Here is a 26,935-nt window from a genome sequence, read left to right as displayed (position 1 = left end):
AATATTAACCAAAAATATATGGTTAGAAAAATAATGCCACTATGAATAAAGTAACTCAAAAAAAATACAATATGCATGACAATTAGCATCGTCATCATTACTCTTTGCATGGTTTAACCTCCAATCACTTATATTGTAATATATATTGATTGATAAAAATATAAAATAATAAAAATATAAAATAATATAAATATTAAGGAGTTGTTATGATGAAAATAGGATTTATCGGAACAGGTGTTATGGGACGTAGCATGGCAAGTCATTTGGGTGAAACATTATTCGTGCATAACAGAACGAAAGAGAAGGCTGCGTCTTTAATAGAAGCTGGCGCTGTGTGGTGTGAATCACCAAAAGCAGTAGCTGAACATGCTGACATCGTATTCACGATACTTGGTTATCCTGTAGATGTTGAAGAAACTTATCTTGGTGAGAATGGATTAATTACAAACGGTAGAGAGCATCAAATATTTATTGACTGTACTACGAGCAGTCCTGAACTTGCTAAGAAATTGTTTAATGCAGGACAAACAAAAGGAATTGAAGTGCTCGATGCACCGGTTAGTGGAGGCGATATTGGTGCCAAAAATGCCACGCTTTCTATTATGGTAGGTGGTAATGAAACAACGTTTGATCAAGTTTATCCGCTATTAGAACGCATCGGTAAGTCTATTGCTTATTTTGGCGCTGCAGGAAGTGGACAGCATACGAAGATGGCGAATCAAATAGCAATCGCTTCTAATATGCTAGGTGTTGCAGAAAGTCTTTATTATGCAAAGTCAACCGGATTAGATGTTGAGCGTGTACTTGAAACAATTTCGAAAGGTGCTGCTGGAAGCTGGTCATTATCTAACCTTGCACCACGTATGTTAGTTGATGACTTCGCACCGGGTTTTTATACACATCACTTTTTAAAAGATATGAAGATTGCTTTAGAAGAAGCAGAGAAAATGAATATTCAATTACCAGGTTTATCTCTTGCATATGAATTATACGATACACTGTCTGATGCGTTGAAGCAGACGACAGGCACACAAATTATCTATAAAAAATATCAGTAAAAGATATAAAAGAAAAGAAAATATTAATATTTAATGAAGTTGTGTGATATTAGGTGCTTTATTTGGATAAATCATGTAAAATTGCCTATTGTTAAGAAGTTATATATGAATGGAGGAAAAGTCTTGATTAAGAAAATAATTGATTTTTCTTTGCATAATAAACTGGCTATCTGGTTGATGACATTAATTATTTTAGCAGCTGGGGTTTATAGTGCAACGAAGATGAAGATGGAAATGTTACCAAGTATGTCAACACCGGTAATATCGATTACAACACCTTATCCAGGTGCTACACCTGAGGATGTTTTAGAAGGTATAACCGATCCGATTGAAAAAAAAGTTAAGAATTTATCAGGTGTAGAAAAAGTAACAAGTCAGTCTCTTGAAAACGCTTCTGCTGTAACGGTGCAATATAAATTTGGTACAGATATGGATGAAGCACAAAATGAACTGGAAAAGCAGATTGATAAAGTTGAGATGCCTGAAGGTGCTATGGATAAACAAGTATCTCAAATGTCGATGTACACTTTCCCGATTATCAGCTATTCAATTTCTAGTGATAAATCAGATATCAAGACTTTAACAGAAAAGATAAAGAAAGATTTAGTACCTGAAATTGAAGGTATTGAAGGTGTAACAAACGTTACATTTTCAGGACAGGAAGTTGAACAGGTTGAACTTCAGTTTGACGACAAAAAGTTAAAAGCGAAAAAGTTAACTGAAGATAGCGTATTACAGTTTATTAAAGGTGCTACAATGGATGCGCCACTTGGATTATATACTTTCGGTAATGATTTAAAGAGCATTATTGTAAATGGTCAGTTTACAAATGTAGAAACATTAAAATCGCTTAAAATTCCGGTGACAGATAGTAGTGCTACTCAAAGCCAAACAGCCCCAAGTCAGTCGGCACAAATGCCACAAGATCCGGATCCGGCAGCACAGAAGGCTATGATGGAAGCGATGAAAAATGCCAAAGTGCCAACTGTGAAGTTATCAGAAGTAGCAGATATAAAAACAGTGCAAAGCCGTGAATCAATTTCTAAAACAAATGGTAAAGACTCATTAAGCGTGCAGGTTATCAAATCAGACGATGCGAACACTGTAACTTTGGCTAATGAAGTAAAAGAAAAAGTTAAACAATTTAAAAAAGACAATCCTGATATGAGTGCCGTACTTATGATGGATCAGGCAAAACCGATTGAAGATTCAGTTAAGACGATGGCGGAAAAAGCGATTATCGGTGCGATATTTGCGGTTATTATGATTTTGATCTTCCTAAGAAATATTCGTTCAACTTTAATTGCGGTTGTTTCTATTCCGATGTCTATTTTAATGGCGATGCTTATTTTAAAACAGATGGACATTTCACTTAACATTATGACGTTAGGGGCGATGACCGTTGCAATTGGACGTGTTATTGATGACTCGATTGTCGTTATTGAGAATATATTCCGTCGTATGTCGCTTAAAGGTGAGAAGTTAACAGGATTTGCATTAATCAGCAGTGCAACGAAAGAAATGTTCATTCCAATCATGAGTTCAACGATGGTTACAATCGCTGTATTCTTACCATTAGCTTTAGTATCTGGGTCTATTGGTGAAATCTTCAGACCATTTGCATGGACCGTTGTATTTGCATTACTTGCCTCACTTTTAATTGCGATTACTATCGTGCCGATGCTTGCACATACATTCTTTAAGAACGGTATTAAAGGTCATCATGACGATGAAGAGAAGGTTGGAAAGATTGCTGGATTCTATCGCAAGATATTAGACTGGTCATTAAGACATAAAGCGATTGTATCTGCATTAAGTGTGTTATTACTTGTGGGTAGTCTATTCTTAACACCTTATTTAGGTACGTCATTTATTTCTACAGGTGAAGATAAGTTACTGACATTAACATACAAACCGAAACCAGGTGAAAAAGAAGAAGACGTTGTGAAAAAAGGTGAAGCAGTTCAGAAAATATTAGCTAAAAATGAAAACGTTGTGAATACACAGTTTTCTGTTGGTGGAGAAAATCCATTCAACCCTGTCGCATCTAATGATATGGCAATGATGGTTGAATACAAGAAAGATACACCAAACTGGGAAGATGAAGCGGATAAAGTGTTAGCGAAAATTGCTAAATTAAATCATGAGGGCGATTGGAAAAACCAGGACTTCGCAACAGGTGGTGCAACAAATGCGGTTACAGTAACCGTAAATGGACCATCGACAGAAGCTATTCGACCAGTCGTTGAAAAGTTAGAAAAAGAATTAAAAGATGTAAAATCATTAACAAATGTCAATACGTCACTTTCAGATAGTTACGATGCGTATACTTTAAAAGTAGATCATAATAAATTATCTGAGTTAGGTTTAACAGCTGGACAAGTTGCAATGACATTAAATCAACGTAGCGATGATAAAGTTGTAACGAAAGTTGGCGAAAAAGGACAATCAACGGAAGTAATCTTAACGAAGAAAAAAGAAGATAACTGGACGAAAGAAAAGTTAGAAAATACAAAACTTACATCACCATTAGGTAAATCAGTGAAATTAAGTGATGTTGTAAAGATTGAAGAAACTAAAACTTCTGACACGATTAAACGTGAAGATGGTAATATTTCAGCATCCGTTGAAGGTAAAATCAAAGGTAAAGATGTAAGTAAAGCAACACAAGATGTAACAGAAAAGGTTAATACTTTAAAACACCCTGATAATGTTGATGTTCACGTTGGTGGAACAAGTGAAGATATTGGAGAAAGTTTCTCTCAACTCGGGCTTGCAATGCTTGCAGCAGTAGGTATTGTTTATCTCATCTTAGTATTAACATTTAAAGGTGGACTTGCACCACTTGCAATCCTATTCTCATTACCATTTACAATTATCGGCGTAATATTAGGACTATTAGCTTTCAAAGAAACTTTATCAGTACCATCTATGATTGGTATGTTAATGTTAATAGGTATCGTTGTAACAAATGCTATCGTATTAATTGACCGTGTCATTAACAAAGAAGCAGAAGGTTTACCGACACGTGAAGCAATTTTAGAAGCTGCAACGACTCGTGTACGTCCAATACTTATGACAGCACTTGCTACAGTTGGCGCATTAATGCCGTTATTATTTGGTGGAGATGGTTCGGTATTGATTTCTAAAGCGCTTGCTGTAACGGTAATCGGTGGTTTAGTATCATCCACGTTATTAACATTAATTGTAGTTCCGATTGTATATGAATTATTGATGAAAATGCGTAATAAATTTACGAAAAGTAATACAACAACAGAGCGCGTAACCGTTGTAAATAAATAAAAACTAAAGAATTCATTGACAATTGAAAATTTGAGTACTAATATAAATACCATATTAAAAATTAAATATCTTATCCAGAGAGACTGAGGGAATTGGCCCTATGACGTCTCAGCAGCGGGCTCTTACGAGTACTGTGCTAAATCCAACAAGCTATTATGCTTGATAGATAAGTGACTCATATATTACGTCATTGCTATTAAGCAATGACGTTTTTTTCTTTGGATAAGTAAGTGGAGGGAATAGATTGGCGATACAGTTTATTGATGTCAATAAGACATACAGAAGGAACGGTAAGACGACACAAGCGTTGAAAGATATTTATTTAACGATTCCAACCGGAAAGATATTTGGACTTATTGGTTATAGTGGTGCTGGAAAAAGTACTTTGCTCAGAACAATAAATTTACTCGAGAGACCTACGAGTGGCCAAGTGCTTGTCAATGATGTAGATATTACTACGTTAAACAAACAGAAACTACAAAAAGAACGATTAAACATAGGGATGATTTTCCAGCAGTTTAATTTAATCCAATCTAAGACAGTAGCGGAAAACATCGCATTCAGTTTAAAAGCAGCACATTTCCCTAAGAAACAGTATGATGCTCGCATTACTGAATTACTTAATCTTGTAGGACTAACCCATCGCCGTGATAGTTATCCAAGAGAGTTGTCTGGAGGACAAAAGCAACGTGTCGGAATTGCACGTGCGCTTGCCAATGATCCGGAAATATTGTTGTGTGATGAAGCGACGAGTGCGCTAGATCCAGAGACAACAAAAAGTATATTAAACTTGATTCGCGATATTAATCAGAAATTAGGGATTACTGTCGTTGTAATTACGCATGAGATGGATGTCATAAAAGAAATTTGTGATGAAGTGGCCGTAATGGATAATGGAGAAATCGTGGAACATGCAGATGTATTTACTGTGTTTTCTAATCCACAAAGTGATTTAACAAGACACTTTGTAAATGATATCTATCATCTGGAATTACCAGATCAATATACGAAATTAAATGATGAACATAAAGAAATTATTACGGTTAAGTTTATTGGAGATAGTGCAGAAAGTGCCTTTATCAATAATTTATATAAGAAATTTAACTGCGATATCTCGATTATTCAAGGTAGGATTGAATACATACAGAATCAACCGATAGGTATATTAACTTTCGAAGTTACAGGTGATATTCAAGAAAGAATTGCTATAAATGAATACATAAAGAAATCGAACGGAATCGAGAGGGTGGCATAAATGAGCGATAAATTTCAAACACTTCTACCAGAATTATATAAAGCATTTTTAGAAACGATTTTAATGTCTAGTATTGCAATTACACTCTCTGTTCTTATTGGATTGCCACTTGGTATCCTTCTTTATTTAACACGCAATCAATTGCTTTTACCGAATGGACCACTTAACTCGATATTAGGATTTATCGTCAATATCATCCGTTCGTTTCCGTTTATCATTTTGATGGTAGCGATACTGCCATTTGCTACCAAGATTGTTGGGCAGTCCCATGGTCCTTATGTTGCAAGTGTCGCTTTAACGCTTGCCGCTGTACCTTTATTTGCTAGACTTATTGAAACATCTTTAAAGGAAGTCGATAAAGGTGTCATTGAAGCATGTGTAGCTACTGGTGCATCACTTAAACAAATTATTATGGACGTGTTAATTCCAGAAAGTATGTCAGGGATTTTTCAGGCAATTACTTTAGCGATTATTAGCATACTAGCTTATAGTGCAACTGCTGGTGTTATCGGTGGCGGAGGTATTGGTGACCTTGCCATTCGATATGGATACTATCGTTATGACAACGTTACGATGATTGTAACAGTCATTATACTCATTATACTTGTACAATTGATTCAAATAACTGGTGACTTTATCAGTAAACGTGTAGATAAAAGATAATAAGTAAAAACGAAAGATTAAAATAAAAAATATAAACGAAAATAATAAAGAACGAAAAAATTAAAGCAACGAAAGAAGGAAGAATATGAAGAATATAGTTATTTTTATATTGTCAGGCATCATCGTTATATTGTTATCCGGGATATTATTAGATAAAGGTAATCCGTTTGAGCGTCAAAATGCGGATGTAAAAAGTACGCAAAGTAAAGATAAAGGCAAAGTTAGTATTGGTGCAACGAGTGGACCTTATGCTGATATGGTAAAGAAAGCAATTCAGCCTGGTCTTGAAAAATTAGGCTATACAGTAGCGCTCGTTGAATACTCTGATTACATTCAACCGAATAAATCATTAGCAAAAGGTGATTTAGATGCGAATTTATATCAGCACATTGAATTTATGAAACAGTTCAATGCCCAAAATAAGACGAATCTTGTTGCGACAGGACAAGTTCCAACTGCGCCGATGGGTATTTATTCTGGTAAATATAAATCATTTGATGAAGTACCTAATGGTGCAGAAATTGCAATTCCAAATGATCCAGTCAATGCAGCACGTGCTTTTAAGACATTAAAATTAGCACATCTTATAGATATTAAACCGAGGACAAACGAACTTACTATTTCAGAACGCGATGTCATTAACAACAAGAAAAATTTAAAGTTTGTTGCAGTAGAAGCGGCGCAATTACCACGTAGCAAAGATAGTATAGGATTATCAGCTGTTCCTGGTAACTTTGCATTAGCTTCTAAAATTGATTTAAAATCAGCATTACAGTTAGAGAAGATGGATGAACATTATCGAAATCGTATCGTTGTTAACAAGAAAAATGAAAATAGTCAATTAACAAAAGATATTAATAAAGTAATAACATCTAAAGCCTTTGATAAAGTAATAGATGAATCATTCGTTGGATTTGATAAACCGTAGGAGGCAGTGTAATGGCATACACAAAAATATTAGAAACAATTCCGGAAAGTTATTTTGGTAAGACGATGGGACGTAAACTTGATGTTGGAAGTAAACCCCTCATAAATATGGCGGTAGGGATACCTGATAAACCAGTACCTGATAGCGTAATTCAAGCACTGACTGAAAGTATTCAAAATCCACAGAATAATAAATACGGTGTGTTTAGAGGGAAAGAAACATTTAAAGCTGCAATTAAAAAGTTCTATAAAGACGTATATGATGTTGAATTAGACCAGGACAAAGAAATTTGTATTTTATATGGTACGAAAAGTGGGTTAGTGCATCTACCGACATGTGTGATTGAGCCGGGAGATGGTGTATTATTACCAAATCCGGGATACACGGATTATTTAGCGGGTGTGAAACTTGCTAGAGGGGAACATTATGAGCTGAAACTGTATCCGGAAGAACATTATTTACCTGATTTCGATAAAGTAGATGAAGCAAAACTTAATAACACAAAACTAATCTATTTAAATTATCCAAGTAACCCTACTGGTGCAGTTGCAACAAAAGCATTCTTTGATGCGACGATCAATCGTTTTAAAGACACAGATACAAAAATTGTGCATGACTTTGCATATGCTGCATTTGGGTTTGATGCAAAAAATCCTAGCATCTTGCAATCACCAGGTGCTAAGGATGTGGCGATTGAAATCTATTCATTATCTAAAGGTTTTAATATGTCTGGTGTACGCGTGGGATTTGCTGTAGGTAATGCAGAAATTATCGAGAACTTGAACTATTTCCAGGATCACACGCAGGTGGGTATGTGGGGTGCCATTCAGGACGGTGCTGTAGCGGCATTAGAACTTGGTGAATCGTTTTTAAATGAACAGAATGAATTATTTAAAAGACGTCGAGATAAAGTGACTCAAGCTTTAATTGAAGCAGATATTCCGTTTGAGCCGATGCAAGGTGGCATATTTATCTGGATAAAAGTGCCGGATGAATTTAATAGTGAAGAATATGTAGATTTCTTACTAAAGTCACAAAGTATGCTTACAACACCGGGACTTCCGTTTGGAAGTTTAGGTGATCAATACATTCGTGTTTCACTTGCAGTAGATGATGCTCAAGTGGATGAATTTATTGAACGCATTAAAGAAACAAATGTTCTTTATGAATGATAAAAAAACAGGATGCTATTTTGGCATCCTGTTTAAATATATATGGCTATAATCACAATAACCATTAAAGCGATAACAAGTGAAAAAATATCTAGAATTCTTTTTGCTTTTGAATCATTAAATTTATGTTTATAAGCTGCGATTTCAATATTCATTAATAAACATATCGCAAGTAATGTAATCCAGAACTTCATATTTCCCGGGATATGCATTACAGATGTAAATATAAAGAAGCAATACCCTAATCCTAATATAATACGTAATATATTTAATATATTCAATTTAAGATGATAGATACTCGTGTAACTTACAATAAGATACATCAATGTGAACAAAGTGATTAAAAAAATCATACTGTACGTCCTTTCTTAAAGTACATCATTAAGACGATTGTACCTATAACTGTCATTATTGCACCGAAATAAAATGGTGCATCAATTTGTTTTGATAAAATTCCGGTAAAAGCAAGTGGACCAAGAATACGTCCTAAGCTATCCATACTGTAACTGATAGAAGTGAGTTTACCCATATTACTACGATTGCCTTCTTTAGTCAATCTGCTTGTAAGCAACGTTCTAACTAATGCGTTACCAGCCATTAGAAGTACTAAACATAGTCCTGCATACCATAAATTCATAGAGAATGGTAATAGGATAAATGCGATAACTGTTAATATCTGACCTGTAATAATAACAGGTTTTTCTTTCCCATCTTTTACTTTACGTAAATAACCACCTTGGAGACCGGCATTGATCAATCCACCGATCATAAAAAGAAGACCCATTTGAGTAGTTGTGATATTTATTTTCTCAATTTCAAAGAGCTGGAAAGTACTTTCCATACCACTCATCGTAAACATAACGATAAAAGTTGAGATTAAGATGAATATAATTTGTGGTGTCAGCATTTTTGAAGTACCTAGCTCAGTTTCTTTCGCACTGTTTCCGTGATAAGTTTCCTGTAAAGTTAGCATTGATAATATTGCAATTAGTACCAGTATGGCACTTGTGACAAAGTATGGCACCTGATAACTGATGCCGGATAACAAGCCACCAACTGCAGGACCGAAGATGAAACCAAGTCCAATCATCATTCCCATGAGTCCCATATATTTATTACGTTCTTCTTCACTTGTCATATCACTCACCATGCTTGTTGTCGTTGAGAAACAAGCACCGGAGAAGATACCACCTATAACACGTGCAGTATAGAGCATTGCCAGGTTATCGATAAAAAGACCGAACAAAAAGAAGCTTAATGTAAATCCGATAAGTCCGATGAACAATATTTTTTTACGGCCAATTTTATCTGATAGATATCCCCAAAATGGTGCGGCTAAAAATGAAAATATTGAATAACTGGCTAGCAATAATCCCATATGAAATGCATTTAAGTGCATACTATGAACAAGTGCCGGGATTACAGGAATAACAATGCTAAAGCCAAAATATATAAAAAACTGAATTGCCATAAGTAATTTGATTTGTTTGTTCATAAAGTCACTCCAAAAAAAATTTAATACATATATTGTAACGAATAATAGTGGAAAAGAATATAAAAAGTCACGGTTTTTTACCGTGACAGATCGCATTACATTTTATCGCGTGTTTCCTGTATTGCTTTTTCGATTTCAACAAGCTTTTGTTCTAATTTAGGTGAAGATTGACCGGTTGATTCAACCTTCTCTAAATCGTTTTGGATTCTTATATATTCTTCTTTAAGTTCTAATAATTGTTGTTCTAAATTCATTATTTACTTCCTTTCTACAGGTATCCAGATTTCTACTTTCGGGTTATCGGTTTCAAAATTCATATTTAGCGGGTAGAATTCTAAATCAGCAGTTTGCAATGGTCTGAATGGTGCATCTTTAAACCAAGTACCGTAAATATACTCAAATGTTTCCTGAATAGCTGTTGGAATGGGACCGATTGCATCAAATACAACCCATTCAGACGCAGGGATATAAGCTGTTTCGTAATTTTCATGCGGTTCTTTAGTCGCAACTGAAATTAAGTAATTTAAATGTTCAGATGGTTCTGTTTTAATGCATGCACCGATGTGACCTTTTAAAGTATCTACATCATTTAATTTTTGTAAGTCAGCAAGTGTGCCGTTGTGTTCAAGCTCATCCCAGAGTGGTTTGATTTCTCCCATTGTTTCGGTAGTGAATTCTCTTTTTAAACCACTAAGATAAAATGCGCCGAGCGATACAACTTTATATGTCATATAAAAACCCCCTTCTAAAAGAAATATACATGAAAAGTGGTATATTATAAAGTGACAAGAATATTGGAGGCATGTATATGAGTAAAAAAGTAAAAACAAACGCATTAAGAAAACTTGATCAAAAGAAAATTTCTTATGAAACGTTCACATATTCGATAGAAGAAGATCAAGTTGATGGGATTACCGTAGCGAATAAAATTGGCCAACCAGTTGAAGAAGTATATAAAACATTAGTACTACAAGGTAAAAATAATTATTATGTCGCTGTTATTCCAGTTGAAGCAACGCTCAATATTAAAGCTATCAGTAAAGTAGTTGGTGAGAAGAAGTTAGAAATGCTTGCTGTAAAAAATCTAGAAAAAACAACAGGTTATATTCGTGGTGGCTGTTCACCGGTAGGTATGAAAAAACAATTTCCCACTGTAATTGATGCATCTGCTCAAACACATGAGAAAATTATTGTCAGTGCAGGGCAAATAGGTATCCAGATGAAAGTTAATGTAGATGAACTCATACAATTAATCAATGCGAAAGTGAGTCGGATTACCGATGAAGATTAAAGATAACTACATGACAATGTCAATTAAAGATAGACGTACAATCGTTGTCTCAGATATTCATGGCAATATAGATTTATTTAAAGATTTGCTTTTAAAAGTAGCGTATACAGAAGATGATCGGCTCATTATTTTAGGTGATATTATCGATAAAGGTCCTAAAAGTATAGCACTCGTTGAATTTGTAGGAGAATTATTGAAAAATGAACATGTTCACATGGTTCTCGGGAATTGTGACTGTATCTTCGATGAATTAGAAGAAGATTATTTGTACAATTATATGAAACGCCGTCATACACTTGTACATGAAGCGCTGGATAAACTCGGTAAGACACTGGATGATTATGAATCACAAAGTGATATGGCTAAGGACGTGCGTAAGCATTTTAGTTACATTCATGATATCGTTCGTGATTTACCTTTAATGATTGAAACAGAAGATTTCATATTTGTACATGCAGGTATAGACCAATATGATTATATGAATACGTCTCGTTATAACGCACTGAACATGCCATATTTCTATAATGCAACGCATGATGCTGAAAAAATGGTTGTGGTCGGTCATTTTCCGACATGTAACTTTGTTGAAGATGGACTTATGAATAACAACATTAAGATAAATGAAGCGTCACGTATCATTGATATCGATGGTGGCAATCAAGTGAAATATAGTGGCCAACTTAACGCGTTAATCATTGAATATACAGATGATGCATACACATTAAATACTTTGGCGGTAGATGATTATAAGAGAGAGGTTGTAATTCAGGATTTCGAAGTGGCCTATCAGGAGCCACATACGTTTACTTATCCGCATTTTGAAATAGAAGTATTTGATGGGGATGAATATTTCACGCAGGCAAAACACATACATACAGGAATAGACTTTATGGTAAAGACAGAATTTATTAAAGCAATTGAAGATGGCTACCGTCTAAAAGATGATTACACCGATTATTTCATGGATGTATCAATTGGAGAAGAAGTTGCTATCATTGATGATTCATACTTAGGGTATACACTTATTATGAAAGATGGTATTACTGGTTGGGTACCTGAAGAAGTATTGTAACAAGCTATTAAGAGAGAAGGTTTATCATGACACAAAGCTTTATTATGATTATCGCTTTGATTATGCTCGGATATATTTTGAAAAAGCTAAAATATTTAAAAGAAGAAGATGGAAGAGTACTCGCTACTTTAGTGATGAATGTAACATTACCTTCCCTTGTGATTGTGACTTTAAGCGGGGTAGAAATTGATGCATCATTGATTATGCTTCCGATTATCATGATTATATATGCAGTCATCGCAAAATTTTTAGCAATCCTTTTGTTTCTGAAATATAATAATCAAATTCGTGGCTCAGTAGGTATGATGGCTTCAGCTTTTAATATTGGATTATTTGCTTATCCACTGGTTGAGCAGATGTTTGGTGCTAAAGGATTACTGTACTTTGGAATGTTTGATATCGGTGGATCTATTATGATGTTTGGTGTAACTTACTTTGTCGGCAGTTACTTTAGTGAAGGGGGAGACACGTTTGATATTAGATATTTATTGATGAGTATTTTAAAGACCGTACCGTTAATGACATATATCATCATGCTGATATTTAATGTGATTCACTTTAAATTACCGTCTCAAGTGCTGGATTTCTTTGAAATCATATCAAAAGCCAATCTACCGTTATCCATGATTTTATTAGGTGTCTTTTTAAACTTTAAAATCGATAAGTATTACTTACCGATTGCAATGAAATACTTAGCGTTCCATTATGGATTAGGGGCATTTGTCGGTGCGATTTGTTACTTCTTATTACCGTTTAATGAGATGTTTAGAACGACTCTACTTATTGGTTGGCTATTACCGATAGGTGTGGCGATTATTCCGTATGCAATTGAATTTAAATATAAGACCATTCCACTGATCAGTATGATAACAAATATTACGATAGTGATATCGATTGTGATCCTGTATATATTTCAGTTGATAATGCTATAAAAGAAGAGCGTAGGACAAATTAACTTTGTCTTACGCTCATAATTTTTTATCCTTTACCACCCATGAATGATGGATATTTTGTCATACCACCATCAACATAGATTGTTTCACCTGTAATATAACTTGCATTTTCACTCGCTAAGAATATTGCCACATTTGCTACCTGGTGAGGTTCACCGATTATTCCCATAGGAATCATTCGTTCTGTTTCTTCACGTGTTTTATCATCGCTAAACTTTTCTTTTGTATGTTCAGTTACAATGGCACCAGGTGAAATATTATTAATGCGAATGCCTTTAGGTGCAAACTCCATACTCATCGTTTCCATCATTAATTTCATGCCACCTTTACTTGATGCGTAATTCACATAGTTTGGCCATGGAATGACATCATGTACACTTGAAATATTAATGATATTGCCTTTTTTACCGGTTTCGATAAAATGTTTACATGCTTCTCTACTACCGACAAATGCACCGGTTAAGTTAATGTGCATGACATTATTGAATGCTTCGGCTGACATTTCGACTGATGGTGTTGCTTTCTCATATCCCGCATTATTAATCATAATATCTAAACCACCAAAGGTATCAATTGCGGTTTGTATAATGTTAACAACATCTTCTTCTACCGAAACATCTCCTTGCACAGTAATTGCGTCTCCTCCATTTTTCTTAACGATTGCAGCAACGTCCTCTGCTTTATCTTTACTTGAGTTATAATTGATGACTACTTTACACTCTTCAATACCAAATGCTTCAGCCATAGCTTTACCGATACCACTAGAGGCACCAGTAATAACGACAACCTTATCTTTTAAATCTTTATACATCATAAAACCTCCAGTATTTATTTTTTAGCTAGTCCTAATAAAAATGCTGCTACAATAATAAGAATGATACCGATTGCAATACCGATATACTGTTTCTTTGTCTTCTTTTCTTTTAAAATAAAAATACCGCCCAATGTTGAAACGACGACTAACATTTGTGAGAATGAGAAACTGGTTGCAACACCGACTTTTGGTTGTGAATAGAACAAAGCCATATTACCAAGTGCCCATACAACACCAGGGATAATATTTTTTAAAATATTTTTCTTTTTAGGTTGGTGTTTGAAGCTTAATAAAATACCACCAATCAACATACCGATGGCCTGTGGAAATAGTGCATCCCATCCTTCAACGCCGAAGAATTGTCCGATGACAACGTATGTAACATAACCGATTGTAGAAATTATAAGTATGGGCAAAGCTTTCTTATAGTTATTATTACCACCATCTTCATTGTCACCTTTTAATGAAGTTAAAATGACTCCGATAACAAGAAATAATAATGCGGCTATGCCTAGTACTACTGCTTTTGTAGTTGTCCATTCGTTAAAGAAAAGTACAGAAATTAACGTAGTACTCACAAGTTGTAAACCAGTTGAAATAGGCATTGTTTTTGAAACACCTATCAGTTCAACACTTTTAAGCTGATTACCTTGACCAAGTGCCCAAAAAGCACCAGAAATAATACCTACTGCTAGTATTTTCAAATTTAATTCAGGTTGTACTATAAAGTATGTAATTGTACCGATAATGAATGCACCTAATACTGTACCCATAATTTGTTCATACGGAGAACCACCCACTTTAACGTTTATGAGTACAACACTTCCCCATAGTAATGCAGGGAGTAATGCAATTAATAAATCCATATATTCACTCCTTCTCTCTATATCGATAACTATCTTTTACCCTTTATTATTTTTACTAAAACAACAGCCTGTAATCGAAAAAATCGAGGTAACTTTATTAACTAAAAAATAGTTTATAAAATCTACCCCGATTTCAATATATTCATTTCAATGATTTGTTCTAATCCAGTGTATATTTAAAATGATTCATTTCATTGATTTTCTTAAATCCAATCGCTTCATAGAAAGCGATATTCTTTTCACGTTTGCTTTTCACGGAAATCTGTACGCGCTTTGCGTGATGTTTGTTGAAGGCATGATCTACGGCAAAAGACACAAGCTCATGACCGATACCTTTATTTCGGTACTGTGGATGTGTCGCTAAATATTCGATATTACAAACATCATCGTCGTTGATTTGAATCCATATACAAGCTTTAACAAGTCCTTCATTTAAATAAAGGTATAGTTCATGTGATTGTCCAACTGTAGATAATATCTTCTCGCATTTAGCTTTATAGTCTACCTGTAAATCTTTCATAAGACGAGTAAAACTTTTTTTATAAATAGGTTTATACTTGATGATTTGTGGTGCGATAGCTGTCGTTTTATTTTCTTCAGCTTCCATCGTATATGTTGTGCCTAAATATTGAGTGCGGAGATGTTTCATAACAGCCTGACCAAATCGATGTTCTTCATGGAAACTGAAATAATACGTTGTTGTACTTGGATGATTGCGTAAGAAATCCTGCCACATGACATCTATCATATTAAGGGTTTCTTTATCTGTTTTTGTAGTAATTGGACCAAGAATATTTGCTTCAGTTTCATTAATATGTTCCATACCAAATGCGGCGATGATTTCATCACCCTCAGTAATTTGTAACATATCTTCCGGATCAATATTATTAAGTTGATCGATAATACTTTGTTTTGTGACACGTATGTTTCCTACGTGGTGTTTACTATCCTGGTTTAGTTGGAACAAGAAATCAGCTAATAATTGTATATCTTTCATTTGAGAAATGTACAAGTCTTTCACTCCTTGAAATAATGCTGTAGTCCTTCTAATATGCCTCTATTATATGGTGAATTGGTATGGTGTTTATATTTAGATTTTGCTTCTTCAGTTGCGTTACTTACTAAATACCCATGTTTGACACTGTTTAGCATTAATAAGTCGTTCCCGCTATCGCCAAAAGCAAAGGTATGGTCTTTATCAACATTGAATTTTTCCATTAAATACTGCACTACTGCATGTTTACCGGCAATAGATGGATAAAAATCTACATCGTAATGATTTTCCGGATCACCAATTTTAGGGTTACACTTGCTGACGTTAACGATAAAATTATGTTTTTTACCAGTTGCCTTAATTAAATCAATATTTTCAGTATCCAGATCTCCTAATGAACGATAATAATAGTTACGAGAAAATGGTGCATTTTCAAAAGGGATTTGTGTGATAAGGTCTATATTTTGTTGTTTAAGTTGTTCTTCTATATTGAGAATGACGCTTTTATCAAAATTTAATTGTTGAAATTTATTATGATATGTTTCATCTCTAATCAGTCTATTATTTTTTACATAATATATCTCAGTGCCTGAGTTAGTCGAAATAAAATGTGGATAGTGTCTGTAATTTCCTTTTTCAAAACAAGCTTCTATCATTTCTTTAGTGCTTGCAGAAATAATGCCGAAAAGAATTCTTTTAGCTACAACATTTTGTTCTAAAAATGCGTCTAAGGCGAGTACATCTTCAGGATTACTTAAATCATGTGCGAAAAACGTTTCGTCAAAATCCGAACAGATCAAGTATTCAACATTTTCCGGGAAATGAAGTGACTTCATTACATCCCCTCCTTATTTTATTTAAGCATAACGGAGTCATTATTAAATAACAATTGTAAATATCAAAAAAACAGATGATTCTAAAAATCTGTTATAATTTAAGAAATCAAAAGAGAATAGGACGGATAATATGAAATCAGTAGTACTTGCTGAAAAGCCTTCAGTAGCACGTGATATAGCGCGTGTATTGAATTGTAATCAAAAGAAAAATGGATATATGGAGAACAATCAGTATATCGTAACATGGGCGTTAGGGCATTTAGTGACGAATGCAGACCCTGAGCAATATGATAGTAAATATAAGACTTGGGATATGAAAGATCTTCCGATATTACCTGAACGTATGAAATCAGTAGTAATCGGTAAGACGCGTAAGCAGTTTAACGTCGTAAAAAGTCAGATTGAACGTCAAGATGTGAATGAAGTAATCATCGCGACAGATGCGGGTCGTGAAGGAGAGCTTGTAGCGCGTTTAATATTAGAGAAATGTAAAGGGAATAAACCTGTTAAACGTTTATGGATTTCATCAGTTACAGATGGAGCAATCCGTGAAGGATTTAAAAAGCTAAAGCCGGGGAGTGCGTATCATGGTTTATATCAAGCCGCACTTGCGCGTAGTGAGGCAGACTGGATTGTTGGTATTAATGCAACACGTGCTTTGACGACGAAATATGATGCGCAACTTTCAACTGGACGTGTACAAACGCCTACATTACAAATGGTGAAAATCAGACAAGATGCTATCAATCAATTTCAACCAAGAAAATATTATGGTTTAAATATTGTTGTTGATGGGGTGACTTTTAACTGGCAGTCACCAAATAGAATCTTTGATGAAACAGTTGTAGACGAACTTATTAAAGCATTGCAAACCGAAAAAGCAGTTATAAGCGATGTTGTAACGAACGAGAAGAAACGATATCCAGGTAAGCTATATGATTTAACTTCTTTGCAGCAAGACGCATATCGCAGATTTAAATATTCTGCTAAAGAAACGTTAAGCACGATGCAAAATTTATATGAATCACATAAACTTGTGACTTATCCACGTACTGATTCAAACTATTTAACGACTGATATGGTAAGTACATTAAAAGATCGTGTAGCTTCACTTTCATCAACTGAATATCGTACACAAGTTGTTGAATTATTAAAGTCACCAATCAAAGGCGGCAGCCATTTTATCAATAACGCTAAAGTAAGTGATCATCATGCGATTGTACCGACAGAAGTGCGTGTAAATCTTGATAGCTTAAGTGGACGAGAGCAAAATATCTATATGTTGATAGCGGAACGTTTTTTAAGCAATTTATTACCACCGAATGTCTACGCAGAACAAAAAGTCACTGTAAATATTGGTGGGTCTATTTTTGTAGCGAAACAGGAACAAACTGTAACATTAGGATTTAAGGCATTAAATCATCAAGCTTCTTTAGAAAAACATCATCGTTTCGTAAAAGGCACGACTTTAGAAAACATTAAAATTAATAAAACAACGCATGAAACTGAGCCACCTCCATATTTAAATGAAGGCACATTATTAAAAGCGATGGAAAATCCAAGTAGCATATTTGAGATTGATAAGACAGCACAATCAACGCTCAAATCTGCTGGTGGTATTGGTACCGTTGCCACGCGTGCAGATATTATAGAAAAACTTTATAATTTAAATGCGATAGAGAACTTTAATGGCAATATTAAAGTGACGAATAAAGGACGACAATTGTTAGAACTTGCACCAAATGCGTTGAAATCACCAGAACTTACGGCTGATTGGGAACATAAGCTCACGTTAATTGAGAAAAATAAATATGATAAAAATAAATTTATAGGTGAGATGCGCAAATTCACGAAAGAGATTATCGATGAGATTAAATCAAGTGAAGATAAATTTAAACACGATAATTTGACGACAACAGAATGTCCAACGTGTGGTAAATTCATGTTGGAGAAAAAGACGCGTAATGGTAAGATGCTCGTTTGTCAGGATCCAACATGTGGCACGAAAAAGAATGTGCAACGCAAAACAAATGCACGCTGTCCTGAATGTAAAAAGAAATTAACGTTACATGGTAAAGGTCCGAAAGCGATGTACAGTTGTATTTGTGGTTTCCGTGAAACGCAGGAACAAATGGATAAACGATTTAAATCACGTAAAACTGGTAAAGTATCGAAAAATGAAATGAAGAAGTATATGAAAAAAGAGGAAGAACCGATTAACAATCCATTTGCAGACGCTTTAAAAAACTTAAATCTTTAGTAGATTTTGTGAACATTGTTACCGTTTTCACAGAACATGATACAATAGGATTGAATAAAGTTAAGGGGGCTTCTACTATGGAAGAAGTTAAAAAGAAGTTGAATTTAAAGCCGTATTGGATTATTTTAAGTTTTATCGTCTTAATTGCTATCATATTACTACCGACACCAGCAGATTTGCCGATTATGGCTAAGATGGCACTTGCTATTTTAGCATTTGCAGTGATTATGTGGGTCACTGAAGCGGTGAGTTATCCGGTTTCCAGTATGATGATCGTAGCATTGATCATCATGTTGATAGGTTTTAGTCCGATTCAAAAATTAGGTGCAGCAATGGGTAACCCAATGGTAGCAGGGAAACCATTAGCTGAAGATGCGATGTTCGGAACACAAAATGCATTGAAAATTGCATTCAGTGGATTCTCGAGTTCTGCAGTAGCACTAGTTGCAGCAGCGTTATTCTTAGCAACTGCAATGCAGGTAACCAATTTGCATAAACGTCTTGCATTACTTGTCTTATCTGTAGTTGGTAATAAAACAAATGCGGTTGTAGCAGGTTCGATCATTGTTTCAATTATACTCGCATTCTTTGTGCCTTCAGCTACGGCAAGAGCAGGTGCTGTAGTACCAATTTTATTAGGTATGGTAACAGCATTTGGTGCAAAAAAAGAATCACGACTCGCAGCCTTACTTGTTATTACTGCTGTTCAGGCAGTGTCTATCTGGAACGTAGGTATAAAGACAGGTGCAGCACAAAATATGGTCGCTATGGGATTTATCAATAAACAATTTAACCAGGATGTATCTTGGGGTGAGTGGTTTATGTATGCAGCACCATGGTCAATATTAATGTCAATTGCCTTATATTTCATTATGATCACAGTTATTAAGCCTGAAACGAAAGAAATTGAAGGCGGTAAAGAGTTAGTGAAGAAACAACTTGCTGAACTTGGTCCGGTTACTGCAAGAGAATGGCGACTCATCGCTATTTCAGTAGCATTATTATTCTTCTGGGCAACAGAAGCGAAGTTACACCCAATTGATTCTTCTTCTATTACGCTAGTAGCATTAGCGATTATGTTAACACCTAAAGTCGGTGTATTTACGTGGAAAGATGTTGAGAAGTTAATTCCATGGGGAACGATCATTGTATTTGCGATCGGTATCTCTCTAGGAAATTTATTACTGCAAACAACAGCAGCCCAATGGCTAAGTGATAAAACGTTTGGATTAATGGGGTTAGAACATATGCCGTTACTTGCAACAATCGCTTTAATTACATTGTTCAACATTATCATTCACTTAGGCTTTGCAAGTGCTACTAGTTTAGCGAGTGCCTTAATTCCAGTGTTTATTGCCTTAACTGCAACACTAGGACTGAAAGATAACGCTATTGGTTTTGTGTTAATTCAGCAATTTGTCATCAGCTTTGGCTTCTTATTACCAGTATCAGCACCACAAAACATGTTGGCATATGGTACAGGTACATTTACGGTAAAAGACTTCTTAAAAACAGGTATCGCATTAACAATTATCGGTTACTTACTTATCCTGTTATTTAGTGCGACGTATTGGCAGTGGATAGGATTGTTATAAAAAATGACCAAAATAAGGAGCACAGTGAAAAATTCACTGTGCTCTTGTTGTGTTATGCATCTTTAGATAAAATTTTCATATCTTTCGCATCAAGTTCAAATTCTTTAGATTTACCATCTTGACCTTTTAATTCAACGTTATATTTAAATTTACCATCATCGTGATCAAGTGACCACTCTTTAATATCTCCATTGTAAACTTTTTGTGCAGCTTTTATGATTTTATCAGCTGGAACAAATTTACCGTAATCAAAAGTCTTTACGTTATCTTCATCATCTTCTACTTGAGTAGAGATAATTTTGTTTTGTTCAGCATTTACTTTAATTTCATGTGTCTTCTTATTTGTATCAATTAAAGATATAGAATAGATCCATTGACCGTTATCACGATCGAATGAAATACTTTCTAGATCACCAGGAATTTTTTTCTGTGCAGTTTTAATTGCATCTTCTGGTAATACTTTAATATCATCTAATTTAATAGAAGCTTCATTTTTATCGTTATCATCATCAGCTTCAGTAGCTTCATCTTCATTGTCTACGTCATCTTGTTCTTCTACGCTACTGTCGCCTTCTTCTTTTGCATCGTTCTTTTCGTCAGCATTATCGTCTTTGTCATTTGTATCCGTTGCTTTTGTATCCGTTTTTTCTGTTTGTTGTTCTTGTTTAGACTCGTCTTTTGGAGATTTTTCAATATCTTTCGCGTCATTATTACATGCTGCAAGCGCAAGTGCCGAAGATAGAATTAAACTTAATATTTTAAATTTCATAATAATAATTCCTCCTTTGTTATTTATATTTTGTATTCCCAAAATATAGACAAAAAAACATTCAAATGATTTATATGCATTTTTTATTATGATTAAGACATAATGACTATAGAAAGTTTAAAAGATATAACTTTAGGATAAGAAAAATAACTAAAATACGAATATTAAAATTAATATTCATAAAATTGTATTGATTTTTCCGAACGTTGAGATTAGACTATACAAGTATAAAAATTAAAAAAGGGAAGTGCACAATGAGAAAATATTTTAAATTTGATGAATTAGGCACGGATTATAAAAGAGAGATACTTGGTGGATTAACGACGTTCTTATCAATGGCGTATATTTTAGCAGTTAACCCGGCGATGTTATCTTTAGCAGGCGTTAAAGGTATTCCTGAGAGTATGCGTATGGATGCGGGTGCAGTTTTCGTTGCTACAATTTTAGCTTCAATCGTCGGTTGTTTATTTATGGGGCTTATTGCGAACTATCCTATTGCCTTAGCACCAGGTATGGGACTTAATGCATTCTTCGCATTCACGGTTGTATTACAATATAATATTCCATGGCAAACTGGATTAACAGGTGTATTATTCTCTGGTATCTTCTTTGCATTGCTTACGATGACCGGTCTCGCGAAACGATTATTAATGCAATTCCATTTGAACTTAAAATGGCAGTGTCAGCAGGTATTGGATTATTCATTACTTTCGTTGGTTTAAAAGGTGCTGGTATCGTTCAGGCAAATGAAGCGACATTAGTATCTTTAGGGAACTTACATGATCCTCATGTATTGCTTGCTGTAGCAGGTATCGTACTAACGATAATTTTAATGGCTAAACGTATTCCGGGTAGTATTTTTATCGGAATGATCATTACGGCTATTGCAGGTATGTTGTTCGGATTAATCGATGCACCGAAGCAAATCATTGGAGCAGTACCGAGTATTGAGCCGACTTTCGGTAAAGCATTCTATGCTTTTAGTAATCCTTCTGAATTATTAAACTGGAAATTCATTTCAGTTGTACTTACATTCCTATTCATCGATTTCTTTGACACAGCAGGAACATTAGTTGCTGTTGCAACACAAGCAGGTTTAGTAAAAGATAATAAATTACCAAGAGCAGGACGTTCGTTATTTGCAGATTCATTAGCGACAATTACGGGAGCAATATTCGGTACATCTACTACAACATCTTATATCGAGTCATCTGCAGGTGTAGCAGTTGGAGCACGTACAGGATTTGCAAGTGTTGTTACAGCAATCTGTTTTGCATTGGCTTTATTCTTCTCACCATTAATGTCAGTAGTTACGAGTGCAGTAACAGCACCCGCATTAGTGATCGTAGGTGTATTGATGGTTAGTAATTTAAATAAGATAGAATGGCCGAAGTTCGAAATCGCAGTACCGGCATTTTTAACAATTATTATGATGCCATTAACATATTCAATCGCTACAGGTATTGCTTGTGGATTTATCTTCTATCCTATTACGATGGTTATGGCGAAACGTCATAAAGAAGTGCATCCAATTATGTACTTCATGGCAGTAGTTTTTATTTGTTATTTTGCTTTCGTACAACATTCATAAAAAAATTGCGGATTCTACTATTAGAATCCGCAATTTTTTAATTTTTATATTCTCTTACTGTTTCACCGGCACGACGACTATTGTAATGCGTTGTATTGCCTCTATATTCGCGCGTATTTAACACGATTCCGATATAAACTAACATTAAGAAGAACATTAACCAGTGCATAAACATTCCTACAACTGGAATGAATGCTATGGCGTTTGCAATAATGCCTACTACAGCAATTGTAGAAAGTGAAAATCTCGCTTCATTTGAGCGATCAAGTGCGGTGATGAGTAACATGATAATGTAAATCGAAATATTACTACCAAGCGGTGCCCAACCTAAAGATAAGACATAAGTACCTCCTAAGAAAGGTAATCCCATAAACCCTTCAGAAAACAACATAATAAAACCAAGAATCAATAAAATAATACGTATTGGACTTTTCATTTTTATACCCTCCAAAATTTAAAAGTAACAAATGAAACTTTTTCTTTGTATATACATTATAACATGGTATAATCATATTCTATGTAAAAACGCTCAGTTAGACATTTTAAAGTTTCTTCTATATTAAATACAGAATAATAAGCGCTTAATATATAATTAATTCATATATATCTATACCTTGAATTTTTGATATTTACTAATAATTAATAAAGATTTAGATAATCTTAAAAATATATTAACAAATATCATGAAAACTATTGCTTATTCATTTATATTCGTGTATTATATCTACTGTTGGACTTTAAAAAGCGATGAAGCGAGAGGTTACTGACACACCCGGCCGCTTTGCCATGGCGATGTGTTTGACAATTTTCGTGGAGAAGTCTATCAAACCAAAATAGACGTTACAAGAGGAGGTAAAATTATGGCAAAACAAAAAATTCGTATTCGTTTGAAAGCGTATGATCACCGCGTGATCGATCAATCAGCTGAGAAAATCGTAGAAACTGCAAAACGTTCAGGTGCAGAAGTATCAGGACCGATTCCGTTACCGACGGAAAAAACAGTTTATACAATTATCCGTGCCGTTCATAAGTACAAAGATTCTCGTGAACAGTTTGAACAACGCACACACAAACGTTTAATCGACATTGTTAACCCTACACCTAAAACAGTTGATGCTCTTATGGGCTTAAACTTACCATCAGGCGTAGACATCGAAATCAAATTATAATAATAAAGTAGGAGGTGCGACTTTCGATGACCAAAGGAATCTTAGGAAGAAAAGTTGGAATGACACAAGTATTCGCTGAAAACGGTGAATTAATTCCAGTAACAGTAGTAGAAGCAGCACAAAACGTAGTATTACAAAAGAAAACTGAAGAAGTTGATGGTTACTCATCAATCCAAATCGGTTTTGAAGACAAACAAGCTTACAAAGCAACGCGTAAATCAAACAAATTTGCGACGAAACCAGCTGAAGGCCATGCTAAAAAAGCAGGCACAGCACCTAAGCGCTTCATTCGTGAATTCAGAAACGTAGATGCTTCTGAATACGAAGTAGGTCAAGAAGTCACTGTGGACGCGTTCCAAGCTGGTGACATCGTTGACGTAACAGGAGTTTCTAAGGGTAAAGGTTTCCAAGGGGCTATTAAACGTCACGGTCAATCACGTGGACCTATGAGTCACGGTTCTCGTTACCACAGACGCCCAGGTTCAATGGGTATGGCATCTGACGCTTCTAAAGTATTTAAAGGTAAAGCATTACCAGGCCGTATGGGTGGTAATACAGTTACGATGCAAAACTTAGAAATCGTTAAAGTAGACGCTGAAGCGAACGTTATCTTAGTTAAAGGTAATGTACCAGGACCTAAAAAAGGTTTAGTAAAAATTCAAACTTCAATTAAAAAAGGTAATAAATAAGTAACCACGAAAGGAGGAAACAAACATAATGGCAAATTATGATGTATTAAAAGTAGATGGAACAAAAGCTGGTTCAATCGAATTAAACGAAAGTGTATTCGGAATCGAACCTAATCAACATGTATTATTCGAAGCAATTAACTTACAAAGAGCTTCTATGCGTCAAGGAACGCACGCAGTTAAAAACCGTTCAGCAGTACGCGGTGGCGGACGTAAACCTTGGAAGCAAAAAGGTACTGGACGTGCGCGTCAAGGTACTATCCGTGCTCCACAATGGCGTGGTGGTGGTATCGTATTCGGTCCAACACCAAGAAGTTATTCGTACAAAATGCCTAAAAAAATGCGTCGCTTAGCTTTACGTTCAGCGTTATCAGCTAAAGTGAAAGAAAACGCATTTACAGTTTTAGAATCATTAACTTTTGATGCTCCTAAAACAAAAGAATTCAAAAACATGACTACTACTTTAGAGTTACCAAGAAAAGTATTATTCATCGTTGAAGCTGAAGATGTAAACGTAGCATTATCTGCACGTAACATCCCAGGCGTAACTGTTATTACTGCTACTGGCTTAAACGTTTTAGATATCGTTCATGCGAATCAAGTAGTAATGACGAAAGGTGCAGTTGAAAAAGTAGAGGAGGTGCTTGGTTAATGGAAAATCGCGATATCATTAAGCGCCCCGTTATCACTGAACGTTCATCTGAACAAATGGCACAAGATAAATACACATTTGATGTAGATACGCGTGCAAACAAAACTCAAATCAAAATTGCTATCGAAGATATCTTTGATGTAAAAGTTGATAAAGTAAACGTTATGAACTATAAAGCTAAGAAAAAACGTGTTGGCCGTCACAGCGGTTACACAAACAAAAGAAGAAAAGCGATCGTTACTTTAAAAGACGGTTCAATCGACTTCTTCAGCTAAAATTAAACTAAAAAATAAACATTTACCATTAAGGAGGTAAAACGACAATGGCAATTAAACATTATAAGCCAATAACAAACGGTCGTCGTAATATGACAGGTTCAGATTTCGCTGAAATTACGTCAACGTCACCTGAAAAGTCATTACTTGAGCCCCTTCCGAGAAAAGCGGGTCGTAATAACCAAGGTAAGTTAACAGTACGTCACAGAGGTGGCGGTCATAAACGTCAATACCGTGTAATTGATTTCAAACGTAACAAAGATGGTATCCCAGCGAAAGTGGCTACAATCGAATACGATCCAAACCGCTCAGCAAATATCGCTTTATTACATTACTTAGACGGAGAAAAACGCTACATTATCGCTCCTAAAGGATTAACAGTTGGTACACAAGTATTCAACGGTCCTGAAGCTGATATTAAAGTAGGTAACGCATTACCATTAGCAAACATCCCAGTAGGTACAGTAATTCATAACATCGAATTAAAACCTGGTAAGGGTGGCCAATTAGTACGTTCAGCTGGAGCTTCAGCTCAAGTACTTGGTAAAGAAGGTAAATACGTATTAGTTCGTTTAAAATCTGGTGAAGTTCGTATGATCTTAGCTACTTGCCGTGCTACAATCGGTCAAGTTGGTAACGAGCAACACGAATTAATCAACATTGGTAAAGCGGGTCGTTCTAGATGGAAAGGTATCCGTCCAACAGTTCGTGGTTCTGTAATGAACCCTAACGATCACCCACACGGTGGTGGTGAAGGTCGTACTTCAATCGGTCGTCCATCTCCAATGTCACCATGGGGTAAACCAACGCTTGGTAAGAAAACTCGTAAGAAGAAAAACCGTTCTAACAAACTTATCGTTCGTGGACGTAAAAAATAATAATAACTTACTTAAGTTAGCGGCATAGACCGCTAACGACAGGTAAGACATGAGGGAGGCGCCATAATGGCTCGTAGTCTTAAAAAAGGACCTTTCATCGATGATCACTTAATGAAAAAAGTTGAAGCATTAGAGGAAGGCGGCAAAAAAACAGTAATCAAAACTTGGTCTCGTCGCTCTACAATTTTCCCGAACTTTATCGGACACACTATCGCAGTATACGATGGACGTAAACACGTACCTGTATACGTAACTGAAGATATGGTTGGACATAAATTAGGTGAATTCGCACCAACTCGTACTTACAAAGGTCACGGTGCAGACGACAAGAAAACTAAACGCTAATTTCAAATAAGG

The 26,935-nt window shown here is 35.1% G+C and carries 27 protein-coding genes, 1 pseudogene and 1 riboswitch; of the genes and pseudogenes, 18 read left to right on the top strand and 10 right to left on the bottom strand.

All coding sequences use genetic code 11. The features are described 5' to 3' along the window. Positions 1–209 precede the first annotated feature (209 nt). From BHU61_RS10990 to BHU61_RS10965, 6 genes are all read left to right on the top strand, one after another. Positions 210–1,058 carry an NAD(P)-dependent oxidoreductase gene (locus BHU61_RS10990; RefSeq protein ID WP_111716831.1) on the top strand — a complete coding sequence of 283 codons (849 nt, stop codon included), beginning with the start codon at positions 210–212 and terminating at the stop codon, positions 1,056–1,058. A 123-nt stretch (positions 1,059–1,181) separates the two neighbouring features. Next, the gene (locus tag BHU61_RS10985; protein ID WP_111716830.1) at positions 1,182–4,361 is read left to right on the top strand and encodes an efflux RND transporter permease subunit; all 3,180 of its coding nucleotides are present in this window, start codon (positions 1,182–1,184) and stop codon (positions 4,359–4,361) included. A gap of 67 nt (positions 4,362–4,428) precedes the next feature. Then, a riboswitch (SAM riboswitch) is annotated at positions 4,429–4,534 on the top strand. Between the two features lie 71 nt (positions 4,535–4,605). After that, positions 4,606–5,616, top strand: coding sequence for a methionine ABC transporter ATP-binding protein (locus BHU61_RS10980; RefSeq protein ID WP_239242038.1), 1,011 nt, complete (start codon positions 4,606–4,608; stop codon positions 5,614–5,616). Further along, the gene (locus BHU61_RS10975) at positions 5,617–6,279 is read left to right on the top strand and encodes a methionine ABC transporter permease (RefSeq protein WP_111716828.1); all 663 of its coding nucleotides are present in this window, start codon (positions 5,617–5,619) and stop codon (positions 6,277–6,279) included. An 85-nt stretch (positions 6,280–6,364) separates the two neighbouring features. After that, on the top strand, positions 6,365–7,207 hold the full coding sequence (locus BHU61_RS10970) for a MetQ/NlpA family ABC transporter substrate-binding protein (RefSeq protein WP_111716827.1): 843 nt from the start codon (positions 6,365–6,367) through the stop codon (positions 7,205–7,207). An 11-nt stretch (positions 7,208–7,218) separates the two neighbouring features. Further along, positions 7,219–8,379, top strand: a complete 1,161-nt coding sequence (locus BHU61_RS10965) for an aminotransferase class I/II-fold pyridoxal phosphate-dependent enzyme (RefSeq protein WP_111716825.1) — start codon at positions 7,219–7,221, stop codon at positions 8,377–8,379. A gap of 32 nt (positions 8,380–8,411) precedes the next feature. Here BHU61_RS10965 and mspA read toward each other — a convergent pair whose 3' ends face one another. The 4 genes from mspA to BHU61_RS10950 all read right to left on the bottom strand — a co-directional run bounded on the left by mspA (position 8,412) and on the right by BHU61_RS10950 (position 10,605). Then, positions 8,412–8,732 carry a membrane stabilizing protein MspA gene (gene mspA, locus BHU61_RS10960; protein WP_111716823.1) on the bottom strand — a complete coding sequence of 107 codons (321 nt, stop codon included), beginning with the start codon at positions 8,730–8,732 and terminating at the stop codon, positions 8,412–8,414. Then, positions 8,729–9,874, bottom strand: coding sequence for an MFS transporter (locus BHU61_RS10955; protein WP_111716821.1), 1,146 nt, complete (start codon positions 9,872–9,874; stop codon positions 8,729–8,731). The genes mspA and BHU61_RS10955 overlap by 4 nt, the downstream gene beginning before the upstream one ends. A 95-nt stretch (positions 9,875–9,969) precedes the next feature. Beyond that, positions 9,970–10,128 (bottom strand): SE1832 family protein, encoded by a 159-nt coding sequence (locus BHU61_RS13485; protein ID WP_170122542.1) that lies wholly within the window; start codon positions 10,126–10,128, stop codon positions 9,970–9,972. A gap of 3 nt (positions 10,129–10,131) precedes the next feature. Next, complete coding sequence (locus BHU61_RS10950) at positions 10,132–10,605, bottom strand: GyrI-like domain-containing protein (RefSeq protein WP_170122541.1); 474 nt, start codon at positions 10,603–10,605, stop codon at positions 10,132–10,134. A gap of 77 nt (positions 10,606–10,682) precedes the next feature. On the opposite strand from BHU61_RS10950, the gene ybaK reads away from it, so the two are divergent. Genes ybaK through BHU61_RS10935 form a run of 3 tightly spaced genes read left to right on the top strand, consistent with a single transcriptional unit; the run spans position 10,683 to position 13,169 of the window. Then, positions 10,683–11,165 carry a Cys-tRNA(Pro) deacylase gene (gene ybaK, locus BHU61_RS10945; protein ID WP_111716818.1) on the top strand — a complete coding sequence of 161 codons (483 nt, stop codon included), beginning with the start codon at positions 10,683–10,685 and terminating at the stop codon, positions 11,163–11,165. Further along, complete coding sequence (locus BHU61_RS10940; protein ID WP_111716816.1) at positions 11,155–12,237, top strand: metallophosphoesterase; 1,083 nt, start codon at positions 11,155–11,157, stop codon at positions 12,235–12,237. Before ybaK ends, BHU61_RS10940 begins: the two co-directional genes overlap by 11 nt. A gap of 26 nt (positions 12,238–12,263) precedes the next feature. Continuing rightward, the gene (locus BHU61_RS10935; RefSeq protein ID WP_111716815.1) at positions 12,264–13,169 is read left to right on the top strand and encodes an AEC family transporter; all 906 of its coding nucleotides are present in this window, start codon (positions 12,264–12,266) and stop codon (positions 13,167–13,169) included. Positions 13,170–13,215: 46 nt separating this feature from the next. On the opposite strand, the gene BHU61_RS10930 is transcribed toward BHU61_RS10935, so the two are convergent. From BHU61_RS10930 to BHU61_RS10915, 4 genes are all read right to left on the bottom strand, one after another. Continuing rightward, positions 13,216–14,001, bottom strand: a complete 786-nt coding sequence (locus BHU61_RS10930; RefSeq protein ID WP_111716813.1) for a glucose 1-dehydrogenase — start codon at positions 13,999–14,001, stop codon at positions 13,216–13,218. A 17-nt stretch (positions 14,002–14,018) separates the two neighbouring features. After that, a complete protein-coding gene (locus BHU61_RS10925) occupies positions 14,019–14,870 on the bottom strand; it encodes a GRP family sugar transporter (RefSeq protein WP_111716811.1) in 852 nt (283 codons plus the stop codon). A 160-nt stretch (positions 14,871–15,030) separates the two neighbouring features. Then, complete coding sequence (locus BHU61_RS10920) at positions 15,031–15,882, bottom strand: GNAT family N-acetyltransferase (RefSeq protein WP_111716809.1); 852 nt, start codon at positions 15,880–15,882, stop codon at positions 15,031–15,033. 5 nt (positions 15,883–15,887) lie between these two features. Next, positions 15,888–16,700 (bottom strand): HAD-IIB family hydrolase, encoded by an 813-nt coding sequence (locus BHU61_RS10915; RefSeq protein ID WP_111716807.1) that lies wholly within the window; start codon positions 16,698–16,700, stop codon positions 15,888–15,890. Positions 16,701–16,830: 130 nt separating this feature from the next. On the opposite strand from BHU61_RS10915, the gene BHU61_RS10910 reads away from it, so the two are divergent. Beyond that, entirely contained in the window at positions 16,831–18,960 is a 2,130-nt protein-coding gene (locus tag BHU61_RS10910; RefSeq protein ID WP_111716805.1) for a DNA topoisomerase III, read from the top strand. A gap of 77 nt (positions 18,961–19,037) precedes the next feature. After that, positions 19,038–20,555 (top strand): SLC13 family permease, encoded by a 1,518-nt coding sequence (locus tag BHU61_RS10905; RefSeq protein WP_111716803.1) that lies wholly within the window; start codon positions 19,038–19,040, stop codon positions 20,553–20,555. Between the two features lie 52 nt (positions 20,556–20,607). Here BHU61_RS10905 and BHU61_RS10900 read toward each other — a convergent pair whose 3' ends face one another. Next, positions 20,608–21,324: a PepSY domain-containing protein gene (locus BHU61_RS10900; RefSeq protein ID WP_111716801.1), complete on the bottom strand. Its 717-nt coding sequence runs from the start codon at positions 21,322–21,324 to the stop codon at positions 20,608–20,610. Positions 21,325–21,578: 254 nt separating this feature from the next. Here BHU61_RS10900 and BHU61_RS10895 point away from each other — a divergent pair. Beyond that, a pseudogene (locus tag BHU61_RS10895) lies at positions 21,579–22,915 on the top strand (NCS2 family permease). A gap of 37 nt (positions 22,916–22,952) precedes the next feature. On the opposite strand, the gene BHU61_RS10890 reads toward BHU61_RS10895, so the two are convergent. Beyond that, on the bottom strand, positions 22,953–23,351 hold the full coding sequence (locus BHU61_RS10890) for a hypothetical protein (RefSeq protein ID WP_096077504.1): 399 nt from the start codon (positions 23,349–23,351) through the stop codon (positions 22,953–22,955). 424 nt (positions 23,352–23,775) lie between these two features. Between BHU61_RS10890 and rpsJ the strand changes: the two genes are divergently transcribed. The 6 genes from rpsJ to rpsS all read left to right on the top strand — a co-directional run bounded on the left by rpsJ (position 23,776) and on the right by rpsS (position 26,923). Continuing rightward, entirely contained in the window at positions 23,776–24,084 is a 309-nt protein-coding gene (gene rpsJ / locus BHU61_RS10885) for a 30S ribosomal protein S10 (RefSeq protein ID WP_096077503.1), read from the top strand. Between the two features lie 26 nt (positions 24,085–24,110). Then, on the top strand, positions 24,111–24,773 hold the full coding sequence (rplC, locus tag BHU61_RS10880; protein WP_099578991.1) for a 50S ribosomal protein L3: 663 nt from the start codon (positions 24,111–24,113) through the stop codon (positions 24,771–24,773). 28 nt (positions 24,774–24,801) lie between these two features. After that, on the top strand, positions 24,802–25,425 hold the full coding sequence (rplD, locus tag BHU61_RS10875) for a 50S ribosomal protein L4 (protein WP_099578989.1): 624 nt from the start codon (positions 24,802–24,804) through the stop codon (positions 25,423–25,425). Then, positions 25,425–25,700 (top strand): 50S ribosomal protein L23, encoded by a 276-nt coding sequence (gene rplW, locus BHU61_RS10870; RefSeq protein WP_096077500.1) that lies wholly within the window; start codon positions 25,425–25,427, stop codon positions 25,698–25,700. Before rplD ends, rplW begins: the two co-directional genes overlap by 1 nt. A gap of 47 nt (positions 25,701–25,747) precedes the next feature. Next, positions 25,748–26,578, top strand: coding sequence for a 50S ribosomal protein L2 (rplB, locus tag BHU61_RS10865; RefSeq protein ID WP_096077499.1), 831 nt, complete (start codon positions 25,748–25,750; stop codon positions 26,576–26,578). A gap of 66 nt (positions 26,579–26,644) precedes the next feature. After that, entirely contained in the window at positions 26,645–26,923 is a 279-nt protein-coding gene (gene rpsS, locus BHU61_RS10860; protein ID WP_012656110.1) for a 30S ribosomal protein S19, read from the top strand. Positions 26,924–26,935 lie beyond the last annotated feature (12 nt).

It is taken from the genome of Macrococcus epidermidis (genome assembly GCF_003259695.1).
In the GTDB taxonomy this organism is placed as follows: Bacteria; Bacillota; Bacilli; order Staphylococcales; family Staphylococcaceae; genus Macrococcoides; species Macrococcoides epidermidis.
The sequence above is the reverse complement of the archived record's forward strand: the minus strand, read 5'-3'. Positions and strand labels throughout refer to the sequence as shown.